The 13,893-nt window shown below is 62.1% G+C and carries 12 protein-coding genes; 2 read left to right on the forward strand and 10 right to left on the reverse strand.

Annotated features, from left to right (window positions below; all coding sequences use genetic code 11):
- Positions 1–4: 4 nt before the first annotated feature.
- The 5 genes from IPM89_15025 to IPM89_15045 form a co-directional block, all read right to left on the reverse strand.
- A complete protein-coding gene (locus IPM89_15025) occupies positions 5–2,212 on the reverse strand; it encodes a hypothetical protein (GenBank protein ID QQS54115.1) in 2,208 nt (735 codons plus the stop codon).
- A gap of 61 nt (positions 2,213–2,273) precedes the next feature.
- The gene (locus IPM89_15030; GenBank protein QQS54116.1) at positions 2,274–2,732 is read right to left on the reverse strand and encodes a hypothetical protein; all 459 of its coding nucleotides are present in this window, start codon (positions 2,730–2,732) and stop codon (positions 2,274–2,276) included.
- 57 nt (positions 2,733–2,789) lie between these two features.
- Positions 2,790–3,842 (reverse strand): TAXI family TRAP transporter solute-binding subunit, encoded by a 1,053-nt coding sequence (locus IPM89_15035; GenBank protein QQS54117.1) that lies wholly within the window; start codon positions 3,840–3,842, stop codon positions 2,790–2,792.
- A gap of 492 nt (positions 3,843–4,334) precedes the next feature.
- Positions 4,335–5,681, reverse strand: a complete 1,347-nt coding sequence (locus tag IPM89_15040) for a hypothetical protein (GenBank protein ID QQS55991.1) — start codon at positions 5,679–5,681, stop codon at positions 4,335–4,337.
- Positions 5,682–5,791: 110 nt separating this feature from the next.
- The gene (locus IPM89_15045) at positions 5,792–8,407 is read right to left on the reverse strand and encodes a type III effector HopL1 (GenBank protein QQS54118.1); all 2,616 of its coding nucleotides are present in this window, start codon (positions 8,405–8,407) and stop codon (positions 5,792–5,794) included.
- A 176-nt stretch (positions 8,408–8,583) separates the two neighbouring features.
- Between IPM89_15045 and IPM89_15050 the strand changes: the two genes are divergently transcribed.
- Positions 8,584–9,090 carry a beta-lactamase family protein gene (locus IPM89_15050; protein ID QQS54119.1) on the forward strand — a complete coding sequence of 169 codons (507 nt, stop codon included), beginning with the start codon at positions 8,584–8,586 and terminating at the stop codon, positions 9,088–9,090.
- A 350-nt stretch (positions 9,091–9,440) separates the two neighbouring features.
- On the opposite strand, the gene IPM89_15055 is transcribed toward IPM89_15050, so the two are convergent.
- From IPM89_15055 to IPM89_15070, 4 genes are all read right to left on the reverse strand, one after another.
- Positions 9,441–11,144 carry a DUF1254 domain-containing protein gene (locus tag IPM89_15055; protein ID QQS55959.1) on the reverse strand — a complete coding sequence of 568 codons (1,704 nt, stop codon included), beginning with the start codon at positions 11,142–11,144 and terminating at the stop codon, positions 9,441–9,443.
- 234 nt (positions 11,145–11,378) lie between these two features.
- Positions 11,379–11,546, reverse strand: coding sequence for a hypothetical protein (locus tag IPM89_15060; protein QQS54120.1), 168 nt, complete (start codon positions 11,544–11,546; stop codon positions 11,379–11,381).
- Entirely contained in the window at positions 11,543–11,797 is a 255-nt protein-coding gene (locus IPM89_15065) for a transposase family protein (protein QQS54121.1), read from the reverse strand. The genes IPM89_15060 and IPM89_15065 overlap by 4 nt, the downstream gene beginning before the upstream one ends.
- 330 nt (positions 11,798–12,127) lie before the next feature.
- Positions 12,128–12,358, reverse strand: coding sequence for a transposase (locus IPM89_15070; GenBank protein ID QQS54122.1), 231 nt, complete (start codon positions 12,356–12,358; stop codon positions 12,128–12,130).
- A gap of 28 nt (positions 12,359–12,386) precedes the next feature.
- Between IPM89_15070 and IPM89_15075 the strand changes: the two genes are divergently transcribed.
- Positions 12,387–13,448, forward strand: coding sequence for an IS1595 family transposase (locus IPM89_15075; protein ID QQS54123.1), 1,062 nt, complete (start codon positions 12,387–12,389; stop codon positions 13,446–13,448).
- Here the strand turns inward: IPM89_15075 and IPM89_15080 are convergent.
- A complete protein-coding gene (locus tag IPM89_15080) occupies positions 13,436–13,819 on the reverse strand; it encodes a transposase (GenBank protein ID QQS55960.1) in 384 nt (127 codons plus the stop codon). The genes IPM89_15075 and IPM89_15080 overlap by 13 nt on opposite strands.
- Positions 13,820–13,893: the final 74 nt, after the last annotated feature.

A 13,893-nucleotide genomic window follows, 5' to 3' on the forward strand; every position in this document is an offset into this window, starting at 1 on the left:
TTCCTCAGCGCTCCACCGTGAAGCCGGTTACCGGCACGGTCGCGCCGGGGCGGATCGCGCCCTTGAACACCGACTCCTGGCCACCCCGACTTAGCCGCACCTGATACGATGTTTCTTGGGGAACCTGCTCGTCCTTTCGCGGAACGTAGCGGACGGCGATTCGATAGGTTCCAGGCACCGCCTTGCCGGCCGGCCAGAACACGTTCTCCACCGGACGGTCTTGCAGCTTGTCGCGGGCGGTGTTGGCATCCACGTCCAGGGTGCCGCCACACTCGGCGGGGTTGCGGTAATCCAACTGCCGGCTGTCGGGACAATCCACCACCAAATCGAGATCGCCGTGGCTGTTCCACAGTAGCGTCACGGTAATCTCGCCCATGGCCGCGCCGGCCGCCGACATGCGCTGATCGAACTCTCGACGTTCCTCAAGGGTTGGCGCGCTTTTGACCGGCGGCGGCTCAGCCGGCGCCGGGCTCGGCGATACCGGGGCCGGTGGTTCGGAACCACTCAGTTTACTGTTCAGTTCCTCTTCCAAGGTTCCAGTCCACGGTACCGGCTTGCTGGATGACGAGTTCGGCGCGGCGGCAACCCCCTCATCCGGGGAAGCGAAACCGGTCGGCGCCGGCGTGGCCGTGCGAGGTTGCGCGTCACCTGGCGGCGTGGCCGGCGCTGTCGCGATCGCGGCTTCCAACGCACCGGGCTCTCCCGCAATCGCGCCAGCCCGAACCGCCACATGCTCGGTGGTTGGCATGGCGGCAACCGGATTCCGCCCGGCATTGCCCCCACCGGGGACGGTGGATGCGACTTCGCGACCGGATGGAAGCGCCGTCCGATCGGGCGCGGGACGGGTTTCCGTGTCAGGCGCGACCACCGGCACCACCGCGACATCGGGTGACGATCTCGCCGTGCTCCGTGATTCAGCGGGCGGAATCAAACCCGTACCCGCGTTGCCCTGCTCTTGTGCATTGGCGGTTGGCGCTGGTGTATTCGCCCCGGCCGGCAGACATTGGCCGTGTCGTTCGGCCAGCCGTGCGAGCGCCTGTTCGAGTCGGGCACGCAATGCCACTTCAGCTCGCCGTGCGTCCGCGAGCGCGCCGGTATTCTCTTCAGCGGACGGAACGGGTGTCATCGCAACCTGATCCGAGGTCGGGCTTCGCCAATGGCTGAGAATCGCCGCGCCCAGCGCCAATAAAACAGCGAGCGCGAACACGCTCCAAAATCCCGTGGAGCCCACCACCACATAGCGTAGCGGCGATGCCGGTTCGGCCTTTTCCACGGATAACGAATCTACCCCTGTCGCAACCGGCGTGGGTTCGGGTTCAAGCGGCGGTTCCTTTTCCGACCGTGTCGACGCGGTTGCCACGGCCGCGACCGGAGGCACCGACTGGGTCTGGGGCATCGGCGGCGATTCCGGCGGTGGCTCCAGCGGTGCGGGCTCCAACGGCACGGGCGGTGGTGCGGGTTCCAACGGCATGGGCGGCGGTGCGGGCTCCAACGGCACGGGCGGCGGTGCGGGCTCCAACGGCACGGGCGGCGGTGCGGGCTCCAACGGCACGGGCGGCGGTGCGGGTTCCAACGGCACGGGCGGCGGTGCGGGTTCCGACTGAAATTCGCCCGCGGCGGAGGGCGCGCGCGGCGGGACGGGTTGTGGCTCGGCGGTCGCCAGCTCGGGCATGGGGATTTCGGGCACCGCCACATTGCGAGGCGGTTCGATCGATCTGGACGCGGCCATCGCCGAATCAGGCGAGCCGGCTGGCTCCGACCAGGGCCGATCCGGCGTAAAACCCCAGCCAGTCAGCACCGGCCGGCTATTGACCAGAAACACTCCGGTTTCCGCCGGCGTGACCAACACCGCTCGCAAAATCGCGCCCAGTTGATTCTGACGAACTTCCTTGGCGGTCGCGTATCGCTCCGCCAGCTCCCGCCCCCGGCCAAGCAGGTCGTCGATCCTGGTACGAAGCAACCGGCGTTGCTCCTCGGGCAGGTCATTCAGAGCAACCGGTTGCTCCTCGGGATCGCCCTCGGTGTACCAGTCGATCCGGTTGTTGGCCCGATCCACCACCGGTTCGGCCAACAGCCAGGCCGCATCCGGCTCCAGTTCGCTGGCCAGCACCGTCCGGATCTGCGGGTACAAGGTATGCAAGGGCTGACCGAAACCGCCAATCTCGCGCAATCCGTCAAAGGAACTGCTGCTGAGCAGGATTTGTTCCACCATGCGTGTACTCGCCTTGCGATTGCCGACCGTTATCCCGCCGTACCAACAACGACAGGGTCGTTCAACTGGCCGGTGGGGTCGGCTCGTCGGTGGGGTCCAGCACGATCGACAACCCGCCGCCGCCGAGGGTCAGATCCAGGCCCAGTTGGGCGTTTTGCAGGTACAGCGTTACACCTCGCTCGTTGCGCAGCACGGCGGGACCCCCACCCTGAAACACGGTCAACCCGCCTTCGGCCGAGACATACCGCCCGGCAAAATCAGCCACGTCCCGCAGGCGATAGACTTGGCCCACCGCGCTCAATTGACTGATGCCCACCGTCGCCACCTTGAGTCCCGAGACCGAAAACCGGTATTGCCGGTCCTGAAACTCCAGCGTGCCTTGCCCTTGGCTGTAGCCGAACAACAAGCCCACCGAGAAACCGGAAAACTCCATGCGGGCGTCCGGCCGCGCATCCTGGGCCAACACCGGAACCGTCCCGGCAACCCACATCCCCATCAAAACCGCTCGAACGAATCGCATCGACTTTCTCCCACATACACCTTTCGAAATCCGGTCACCTGGCCGGCGGACCCGGCTTCAGGCCGCCGGAATCGAATATCGGGGCCACTCGTACTGGTTCAACAGCATCTTCTCCAATTCGCGGGAGAGATCCACGTTCGCGCCCCCGCTCTTGGCACCGCGAGAACAACTATCCAGTTGCCAGAGGCCAACCTTTTCATCGAGGTCGACCTCTTTCCATTTGGGGTGACCGGTTTGCTTGAGCTGGCCGATATTGGCGCGGATGACCTGACCGAGCTTGGCCAATTGTTGGCAACGCAGGGCGAAATAGGGGCTTTGCTTACCGGAAAAGTCGAAGCTCATCAATACCGCCTTGACCGCGATGGTCGGCACGCTACCGCTCGTCCATTCATAATCGCTCTGGCCGATTTCGGCCACCTGATATTCGCGCAGCATGCGTGGGTCGTCCAGCGGCACGAAATGCACGTTCGCCAGCAGCGGGGCGAATTCCGGCTTGTCGGTCAGGCTGTCCAGTTTGGCGAACAGGCTGACCGGCTTGCCGGCCACGTAGAACATGGCGTCGGCTTCGCCCTTGAGCACGGCGGTCACGCCCTGCAACGGTGGCAGGTTGAGCAACTCGGCCGGTTTGACGCCCGTCAATTGCAGCAGATTCATGGCGGTCAGCCATGTGCCGCTGCCCTGCTGACCCACCACCACCCGTTGACCCGTCAGGTCGCCGAACGACTGGATCGACTTGCTGGCGAACAGATGCACCTCCTCGTTGTAGAACGGGAAGATCAGCCGCAGCCGGCCAGCGAGCTGGCGCATCTCCGGGCTTTCCGAACGGCTGAGGAACCCCAACACATCGGATTGCACGATGCCAAAGGTGGCGTTTTCCTTGCTGTTGATGCGCTTGATATTGTCGATCGAACCCTGGGAATCCTTGACCAGGATATCCAAACCGACGGTTTTGGCGACTCCGGCGATGTTGTTGCCAAACTGGATGTAGGTACCGGTCTTGGAACCGGTCACCATGCCGATCTCCTTGGCATCGGTCTCTTCGGCCATGGCCGGTACCCAACTCAACAGACTCGATAGCAACAGTAGGGCGCCGATCGATGAACGACTCATGAGAAACGCTCCCGGTGCTTGAGCATGATGGACATACCTCCTATCCGCGTTCGAACGCCGCCGCCCGAACGGGCGGCGGGCCGTTCTATTGGGTTCCGGCGGGCTTCGGCCCGGAAGCTGGAACCGGTTCGGGAACCACGGTTCCAGGCGCCGGAGAGATCTGGGTCGTGCTCGGTCGCGCGGCGGGCATTCCGGCCGTTTGATGGCTGAACCACCACAGCCCGACGGCGGCTACGCCAGCTATGGCGGCGATCACAATCCAACCGAGTAGCAAACCGCTTGGCCCGCGCTGGGTCGCGCTGGGCGCTTCGGACGACCTTGCTCCCGATGAGGACGGTGGTTGAGAAGTCGCTATGTGGGGTATCCGCGTCAAACCGGCCAACAGTCCGAGCAATACCGACAAGCTGCTGTTCGAAAGACGGCTCATGAAAAGGCTCCTCTAGCTATGGATGCGGATGCGCTGAATTTGCCTGAATCATGCGCTGTTCCACGCTAGCGCGACCCAGACGGCTGATGATGGCGAAGTCCCTTCTCCAGTTCCTGTACGGTCGGATCAAACTGCGATTTCAACTCCTCTTCCAAGCTGCGGCCGGAGGGGCGAACCGGCGACGGCGCGGGAGCGGGCGGAACCGTCGGCACGACGGGCGGCGCGGGCGGCGCGGGCTTCGGTTCCAGCGTGGTCTTTGGCGGTTCCCACGCATTCGGTCGATACACTGGTTCCGGCGCGGGCACCGGCTCCGGCGCGGGCACTGGTTCCGGCGCGGGCACCGGCTCCGGCGCGGGCACCGGCTCCGGCGCGGGCACCGGCTCCGGCGCGGGCGCAATGCGATCATCGGCCGGCACGTCGCTGGCCGGCGTGGCAATACCGGCGGGCGCGGGCGACCCGACGGGTTGCCGGCCGAACCACCACCAACCCAATGCCGCCACCGCCACCAAAACCATCAACCCCAACAGCCCGACCAGCAAGCCGGACATGCCACGCCGTTCCGTGCTCGCGGCCGAGGCCGGAGGCCGCGGTTCCGAGCGCGGTTCCATCCGGGGCGGCACCACCCGCGTCGGCAATTCCGACTCGGGAACCGTTGGCGCCGACTGGGCCGGCTCCTCCGTTGGCGTGACCGGGCCAGCGCCACCGGCTCTACCGGTCCGGCGGCCGGCGCCCGCCGTTGGGGGAATCAGGCGACCCGGTGCCCGGCGGGTCATCTCCACATCCGCCGGCGCATCCTCGTCCGGGAGCAACGGCTCCTGCTCCATTGCCGCCGTCCGCGCTTCCGCCTGCTTGCGCGACACCAACCGCGTTGGCAGGTCGTCCTCCGTCGATCCCGAACCGGCGGCGATGTCGGGAATCGGCATATCGGGAATCGCCAGTTCGGCTTCGCTGACTTCCGGCATCGATGGCTCGGCCGACCCGGAATCGTCTGTCGGCTCCGGGCGCGCTTTCGGTCCCGGATCGACCCGCGTGCCGCCGACCACTCGCCGTTCGCCGCTAGCACCGCCTTCCTCGATATCCAGCTCCAGCGGCCAGACGAAGGTCGCGGCGGCGGATTCATCCAGGCCCTGACCGCGCACCGCCAAGCGGTAGGGCATGTTTTCCAACTGAAACGCCAGATCGGGATGGACGACGAATTTCAGGACCGCCTCGCTGTACCAGGCTTCCTCGGGTTGCAGCCAGCATTCCGCTCCCTGCCAGCCCTCCGGGCCCAGATGGTTGGCGGCAAAACCGTGGCGGCTCAAGGCGAATTCAAAAGTCTCCAGCGTGCGCGGCAACCCTTCCAGGGTTACGATCGCGTGCCCCAGCGGGCGGGCCGGATCTTCCGAAACGCGGACTGAAAGGGTGGACATCGTCATCCTCCGGGGAATCGGGCGCGCGACGGGCACTACAAGCCCGGCGTCCCGCCCCTCTCCAAATCATTGTAGGCTGGAACATGCATCATGTTGACGGGAATCCTGGCTCAGGCCGTGACCGTTTGCAGTTTCGCCAGCAATTCGCCCAAGCGTCGGTTGGCGGCCAAATCCACCTCGGCTCCGCCACGAGTCCGGGCATTGCGCTCCACCAGGTCCAGGAAACCGCGAATCCAATCCGTGTAGTAGTCCTGATCGTAGGTGGATTGCCGCTCGCTCAATTGTGGGCCACCGCGCGGCACCGCCCGCGGCGGAAACACCGGGCGAGGACCGGTTTCCAACGGCAACATCGGCCGTTGTTCCGGGGCCAACGCGTCGTAGCCCAGAAAATCCACATACCGGTTGAATAGGTTGGCGGTCAGCCGCGCTGGCAGCGCCACGATTTGTTCGAACTTCATGCGGAAACCGGTTACTTCGCGCACCCGCGCCTCGATCCGTTCTTCCAGTTTCAGCCGCTGCGCCCCGCCAATCAATTCCTTGACGAACTCGACCATCATCGTTTCCGGCACCCGGAAATAATCGCACAATGCCTTATTGCCGCTCAGATCCTGTAAGTCGCGCATCCATTCCGCCACCGCCTCGCGGGCGAACAGCGCGGCGTCGTCCCGGCGAGGCGCCGCGGCCGGCTCCTCGGCGGCTCCTCCCAGACCCAGCAGCAGTTTCATCTTCTGGGTGTCCACCGCCGTCCCGATGGTCGGAGCACCGACCGCCCGTTTCTCATCCGGCAGGCGGGTTTCGATGCGGTAGTAGATCCCTTCCAATTCGTCGCTATCGGCTTGCAGGGCGCGCAGCAGCTCGCCGAAACGCTGCTCTCCGGCGCAATCGATCAGACGACCGGCAACCTGCTGGGCGGCGGCCAAGCGCTTGTTCATTTCCTGTTCCGGGTTGTCGCTGACGTAGTAATGGCCGATATGCTCGATCATCTGCTCGCCCAGTTGCGCCACCTGAGCGGTCAGTTGCCGGCGCTTGAGTTCGGGGTTGCACAACGGGCGCAGGTTTTCGGCCAGATAGGTGATGCCGCCGTCGTTAAGCGCGAAGCCCGCCTCCCAGGCTTGTTGCGGGTCACGGAAGTGGGCGCTGGCGGTGGCGTCTTGCAGAAACGCCTCCCGGAACATTTCGATCCGCTTGCGTTCGCCGGGACGAATACCGGTTTCGCGACCGTCTTCGTCGTAGTCGAACATGTGCTTGGCCTTGAAGTTGGGATTGCGCAACCAGTAGCTGTTGCGGAACGCGCCCTCGGTGTCCCACTGTCGCGGCCAATGGTACTGCTTGCCGAAAAAGTTGAGCAGCGAACTTTCCATGCGGGTGATCCAGCGGCTTTCGGGTGAGCGTTCGCCAGCTTTTTCCTCGAATTCCATGTCGAACTTGGTTAGCACCAGAAACAGCGCGGTCGGCTGTTGCGCCCGCTGTTCCGGTGTGGCGCCGTGGGTACCGGCGATCCAGTCGTACACCATTTCCGGCAGGGTCTTGACTTCCTGATTGCTGGGACCGATGCACAGCAACATGCTGGTCAGTTCCTGTTCGGCGCAGTAACGCTCGAACAGATAGGCGACCTTGCCGCGCAGAAACAGACTCTGCAACGCATCGCCGCCCTGGAGAAAAACCGGCAGATCCTTGATTTGTTCGCGGGAGCGGGCGCCGGGAAAGTCGAGCAGGTCGGTGTGCTCGAAGAAATCCCAGGGCTGTTCGGCGATCACGATGCGCAATTCGGCGATCAGCGCCGCCACCTCGCTGCGCGGCAGGGTCACCCGCGCGCCGCCCGCGCCGTTCAGGGTCAGGGCACCGCCGCCGCCCGAGCCCAGCCCCTTCAGGGTCTGCACATCGATCAGACTCTGTTCGCGCGGCAGCAATGCATCCAGTCCGGCGCTGGCCTCGCCGGCGAAATTCAGCCCCTGCAAACCGGTGTAGAGACGGGTATAGAGTTGGCTGAAGGCCTCCACCCCGCCCCAGATTACGCCGAACAGGCGGGCGCGATCCTGAATCCGCAGCCGGGGCGCCAGTTGCGCCGCCTGCTCCCAGTAGCCATGCCGCAGTAGCCGAACCCGTTCGTAGCCTTTGAAATAGCGCTCGAAATAGGCTTGCAGGTCGAATACGTCCTCGGCGGTCAGCGGATCGACCGCTTGGGCCTGCGCCATCGGAACCAGTCCGTCCAGCAATTCGCTCAACTGGGCCTGGCCGAGCGGTTCGTCCTCGCTGTGATCGCAATCGGCGTAATAGGTGTTGCCGAGAATCTTGACCAAATCGGTCTGGCTCAGCAGCCGCATTTGCACCGGCGCGGCCGACGCCACCTCGAACCCCGGCTTCAGGCTGAAACGAGTCACCAGGCCGGTGGATTCGCGCCCGCCTTCCGGGTTGATTTCGCGGATGAAGTCGATCTTCTGGCCGGCGAAGTCGGCCAGTAGCGGCGCGGTGCCTTTGCGGGCCAGAGCCGAGATCAGATAGGATTTGCCCGACTGACTGGGACCGAATACGCCCGCGCACATCGGCCGCCGCACGGCCTGCTCCAGCCGGCGGGCCTGGGCGGTGAGGCGGCGGAATTCCTTGGTCAAGCCGGCCTTTTCCTGACGGACTCGCTCGGAGTGGTTCTCCAACCAGGTCAGGAATTCGGCGCCGACCCGGTCCAGGGTCTGGCAAGCGTTGCTGAGAGTGGCGTCGTTGGCGGTCATGATGAGTTCGCTGACGGTGGAGTCGTTGGCCTTGTGGACGATTGTAGCGCAGCCAGCCGGATCGTTTATGGGGAATAAATGCCTATCGGGCGTGGCCGGCACGGCGGCCGATGAGGGCGGCTTGTCAGTAACACCACGAGATTGCATTACACCACTCCCAGGAGAATGCACTCTTCATGAACAACCGACGCCATTTTTATATTGTGTGGATCTTGTTGCTGCTAGGCTCAGGACTGAGTGGTTGCGGGAAAGATAATGATGACGATGATGCCGCGCAATTCAGCGAACGCGCCCAGCGCGAACTGCGAACCACGATCGGACAGCTGCATCAAGAGCTTGATGTGCCAGGAATGCTGGTCGGGTTATGGGTGCCCGGTGTCGGTCAGTGGATACAAGCTTATGGGGTCTCGAATCGGGCGACCGGTGAGCCCATGCGCTTTGATCAGCATGTGCGTATCAGCAGTGTCACCAAAACGTTCACTGTTACCTTGCTTCTTCAACTGCACGATGAAGGGTTGCTCAATATCGATGATACGCTCGACCGGTATTTCGATACCGACCCTCGATCTCGCCGCTCGGGAAAGTCATTTGCTGGGCGATTTCGGCGACGAGCAACCGATTTTTATCAACGATTCCCTGCTGGAAAACGATTGAGTGAGTCATTGCGAATAGCGCCGACGTGATCCGGGTGGTCGCCAGGTCTGAGCATTGCCGCTGGGTTTCGACCCCCAGATGGCGCCGGGTTTCTTCAAAGGTGACTTCCACGTCCCAGCGTTGGACCCACCGCGCGACGATGGTGACCACGGGGAGATCCAAGTCGGCACTGAAGACCGCCATCGGCGGGTACTGACGGTGAGATCGACCACCAGTACCCCGCGAATGGCGCCCAGATCGCTATCATGGCTGCCGGCGGAGGCCTCCTCATCGGGGTGCCCTCTGGGTTGGGCCGCCCGAGCAGGATACTCCCAGGATGCTTCTGCCCACTTTAGCCTCGCCTCAAACCATCAAAATAGCCAAAGTCCAGTTTTTCGCCTCACTTGACCAGCTCGATCTCGCTCGGTCGCCAAGTCTTGTCGAAGAAGGCTGGCAGCGGGCTGTAGAGTCGCAGGATGGTGAACCAGCCCTTCTTCGGGTCGGTCTGGATCCAGTTGCCCTTTGCCACGCCTTCGGGTTTCTTTGGCGCGAAAAACACGGTGGTCGATCCGTCTTCGGTCGTCACCGCCGCCGGGGTCGGATAGCTCTGGGAACCCGCGCGCGGGTATTTCTGCGGCGTCAGTAGCATCGACCGGGTCTGGTTGTCGTAGACCGTGAAGGACCAGAACGCCGCCGCCGGGATATCCTTGGGTAGCGTCACCTTGTAGGTCTTGGCGCCGTCGAACGGTTTTCCGTCGCGGTCGAGGAAGCCCATCAGGTATTGCGAGCCCACACCGGGGATGCGCATAACCATCGCCGGGCTGTCGAGCGTATAGGCGTAGTAGAACGCCGCGCGGCTGTCGAGTGTGCGGGCCCCGGTCGGCGGGAAGGGCTTGAACATGCCGTCTTCGAACAGCGGTGGTGGGGTCTCGAACAGGGCGCCGCCTTCGAAGAGCATGTTGCCCCAGTGCGAGCCCTCGTAATAGGCCCAGTCCGGATGCTGATCGGCGAACTGCCATTGCAGCGCCCGGCCGGCGGCCTGCCCCACGGCGGCGGCGTCGCCAAGAACCTTCTTCATCCGCTCGTCGGGTTTGAACGCCTTGCCATGCACGATCCCGATGGCCGCAAGCTGACCCGCAAGCTCAACGTCATAGCTGGTGGCCGGCTCGTTCTGGACATTCTCGTTGATCATCTCGAAGAAGCCGAAATCGCTGGGCGGGATGGTGTTAAACGACCTCCCGCTGGCATTGATGAACTTCATCTCGGGGATCTTCGGCTCGCCGGCCAGCTTGACCTTTCCTTCCAGTGCCTCGGCGATGGGCGTTCCATAGCTGCCGGGCACATAGGGATAGATCTTCAGGTTCTGCTTGATGTTCTCGACCGCGGGCTTGGGGTCGTTGCCGTCCTTGATGAAGGCCCGCAGGGCATAGAGGATCGTATTGGTCTTGGCATGGGCCACGAAATAGCCGCCCTCGGGCAGCGGGCCGTCATACTCCGGGCCGACGATCAGGTACTTGCCGCCCAGACCACGATCCGGTCCCGGCTTGCCCATGTCGATCACCCACTGGAACCACATGTCGTTGATCGCGCCGAGCCCGTCGCTCGGCTGGTCGATCACCACCGGCCCCTTCGACAGGTCGATCCAGCCCAGGTAATAGACCGTGTCGGCATTCGCGGTCAGGAACAGCGAGTTTGCATCCATCAGCTGTTCGAAGATGACGATGTCGCCGCTCTTTGCGCCGACGCTCTGGAAACCCTTAACGAGTCCCAGGGCCGAGGCGCCGCGAAAGCTGTTGTTGTAGACGTTCAGCGCGCGGGTGAAGTCCAGGGTGTCATAAACCTTCTCGGCGGTCTCCGCGCTCGGCACACCGTCCTTGAACTCCAGCTTGCCGATACGGGTCTCGACCGAATCCGGGGCCGAGAGAGATTGGAGCGTTTTGTCGTTGACCTCCGCGCTAACCGCCGGGGTACCCGCGGCGGCGATGCTCAGCTTGTCGCCGACCTTGATCTGGTTCGATGACAGCTTGTTTCGCGTCTTCAGCGTATCCACCGGGATCTCGAAACGCTCACCGATCGCGATCAGATCGTCGCCCTCGACCACCATGTAGGTGGCGGTGATGGTGTCGTATAGACCTCGGGCGTGGTTCCGCGGTCCCTGGTCGGCGGCCTGCGCGCCGCCGCCAACCAGACAGGCCGCCAATGCCAGAATCAAGAAGACAGCTTTAAATCCTGTAAGGGGTGCTCTCAAGAGCAATGTTTCTTTGATTTGCATTCGTGGTATCTCCTTGGATAGCAGTGGACCCTATAAATTGGACAGCGCGATCAGTGGGCCTTCGGGTCAAGCCGCCGGTCTGGCGGCGGTCCCGCAGTACACGCTGTCCGGCGTGCGCCGGTCAAGTGGCGGGTGTCGTCGCTCCGTGTGGTAGAAGGCGAAGTGGCGGCCCAATGACGCCCGTGCAACAGCGATGCGGTCATCGGCTTTCAGGTATACCGCCTCGTACTTCACACTGCGCCACAGGCGCTCGATGAAGACGTTATCCGAACCCACCAGCCCTTGTCATCCATGCTGCTGCGGAGGTCATGCTGTTTGAGAGCGTCGGTGAAGTCCTCGCTCGTGAACGGGTTGCCTGGGTCGGCATTGAAGATCTCCGGGACGCCATGCGGTTCGATCGCTGCCTCCAAGGCGTCGACACAGCAGCTCGCATCCAGCGTGTTGGACACGAGCCACGACAGCACCTTGCGCGAGTACCCGTCCATGACCGCGACCCGAATGCACAACGCCCCGGGCCATCGGGATATCCGTGATATCCGTCGATGCATTGCTCAGCTGCTGCTGCCAGTCACTGATCTGATGGGCATGCCCGCCGAGCTTCTTGACCCGCTCCGCCATCGTCCACTCACCCTGAATAGCCGCCAAGGCAACCTTGGCCTTGAATTCAGGTGAATACGTCCGTGTCTCCCCCTTCTCATCGCTTCTCTCCAGCGCGCGGTGCTCATAAAACGCCCTGGGCGCCGCGCGATCAAGATCGTATCCGCCGTGCCTATGCATGGCGCGACCCGCGTTATACAAATTACTAATAGATTTTACTACTTTAGTGCGGATAAAATAAAATCAAAACTGGTCAAAAAAATCACTTCGCTTGGGAGAAGCGATTGAATGAGTTCATCCACTTTTTTACGTAGTTCATCTAGGGTTTTTAAATTGATCCAACACAATTGATCTTTCATTGATTGCCAAACACGCTCAATGGGGTTCACATCGGGACTGTAAGGCGGTTGGAATAATAAAACGACATTATCGGGAAAGGGGGTGTCCATCTGAGTGCGGTAAGCACAAAATGTAGGGATGACGAAGCAGCTTCCTGCCTCTGCTCTCCAGGGCGGTCACGATTACCCGCGTGACTATGCCGAGTTGTGCGCGTGGTTTCCCGATGATGACGCCTGTCTCGACTATCTTGATTGGCTGCGCTGGCCAGACGGTTTCGTTTGCCCGCGCTGCGGAACCACCAAGAGTTGGCGGATGAGTGACGGGCGGTTTTGGTGTGAACGCTGCAGGCGTCGTGTGTCGGTGACCACGGGGACGATCTTCCACCGCACTCGTACACCGCTGACGGTTTGGTTCGCTGTTGCCTGGTACATGACCTCGGCGAAGAATGGGGTTTCGGCCAAGACGCTTCAGCGCCTGTTGGGCTTCGGCTCCTACCAGACGGCGTGGACGATGCTGCACCGCTTTCGCACGGCGATGGTTCGTCCAGATCGCGATCGCCTGAGCGGTGAGGTGGAAGTTGATGAAACCCTGGTTGGCGGTGAAGAACATGGCGGCAAGCGTGGCCGTGGTGCGGGACGCAAGTCGCTGGTTGCGGTCGCCATCGAGCTGCGATCTCCCAAGGGCTTCGGACGGGTACGGATGCTTTGTGTTCCTGATGCGTCGGGCGCAAGTTTGGTGCCATTCGTCTGCGATGCCGTGGCGCGCGGGGCCACCGTGTTGACCGATGGCTGGAGTGGCTACCACGATCTCGCCACTCACGGATTGATTCATCGACGGACTATCGTCTCCGATAGCGGTGATCCTGCTCACGTCTCCATGCCCGGTGTCCACAGGGTGGCTGCCTTGCTCAAACGATGGCTTCTCGGCACCCACCAAGGCGCCGTCGAGTCCGATCATCTGCAAGGCTACCTTGACGAGTTTGCGTTTCGATTCAATCGGCGTCATTCTGCATTTCGTGGACTGTTGTTCCGGCGGCTCCTCGAACAAGCCGTGCAAACAGGTCCCATGACCTACCACTCGCTGGTGGCAAACCCATCGCCGAAGCTCATCCCCCCGTGCCCGCTGTCAGCGCATCAGCTGAGCCCGGCGTCGCTTGCTGTCACCTCGTCAGTTCGCCCGTGGCGAGACTACAACAGGTAGGGATTACCGCACTCAGATGGACACCCCCTATCGGGAATTACGAGTTTTTTGGCAGAATGAAAGCGACCGTTATCCAATTGAATTACGTTGAGGCTGTGCGGATAAGTTTTAGAAAATTCATTCAAAAACCACTGAAAGCAATCAGCATCTAAATGGGAAAATTCTAAAAAGAAGTTTTCGCCACTCAGTGGCTCAATGGCACCATAGAGCCAAAATGATTGAAAGGTCCATTGAACTGGACCAACTGGCTTAATCCCCAGTGCGGTGATGACCCGCCGGGTGATCGTTTTTAATCCAAAGCGACTTTCATCTTGGCACCAATACCGTAAAGGCCGGACCGCTTCATTTTCAACTTGCTGAAGAATATCAATTAATTCAAGTTGTCGTCATTGTACAGGACAAAAATAACTTGCTGAAAATTAAGATAAAAAATAACAGCTATTTT

This window comes from Candidatus Competibacteraceae bacterium (genome assembly GCA_016699715.1).
Taxonomy (GTDB): domain Bacteria; phylum Pseudomonadota; class Gammaproteobacteria; order Competibacterales; family Competibacteraceae; genus Competibacter.

Coding starts and splice junctions, on each gene's coding strand:
- IPM89_15045 (QQS54118.1), bottom strand. CDS start 8,407: ATGACCGCCAACGACGCCACTCTCAGCAACGCTTGCCAGACCCTGGAC.
- IPM89_15075 (QQS54123.1), top strand. CDS start 12,387: ATGACGAAGCAGCTTCCTGCCTCTGCTCTCCAGGGCGGTCACGATTAC.
- IPM89_15040 (QQS55991.1), bottom strand. CDS start 5,681: ATGTCCACCCTTTCAGTCCGCGTTTCGGAAGATCCGGCCCGCCCGCTG.
- IPM89_15070 (QQS54122.1), bottom strand. CDS start 12,358: ATGGACACCCCCTTTCCCGATAATGTCGTTTTATTATTCCAACCGCCT.
- IPM89_15035 (QQS54117.1), bottom strand. CDS start 3,842: ATGAGTCGTTCATCGATCGGCGCCCTACTGTTGCTATCGAGTCTGTTG.
- IPM89_15055 (QQS55959.1), bottom strand. CDS start 11,144: ATGGTGGTCGAGGGCGACGATCTGATCGCGATCGGTGAGCGTTTCGAG.
- IPM89_15025 (QQS54115.1), bottom strand. CDS start 2,212: ATGGTGGAACAAATCCTGCTCAGCAGCAGTTCCTTTGACGGATTGCGC.
- IPM89_15030 (QQS54116.1), bottom strand. CDS start 2,732: ATGCGATTCGTTCGAGCGGTTTTGATGGGGATGTGGGTTGCCGGGACG.
- IPM89_15050 (QQS54119.1), top strand. CDS start 8,584: ATGAACAACCGACGCCATTTTTATATTGTGTGGATCTTGTTGCTGCTA.
- IPM89_15065 (QQS54121.1), bottom strand. CDS start 11,797: ATGGACGGGTACTCGCGCAAGGTGCTGTCGTGGCTCGTGTCCAACACG.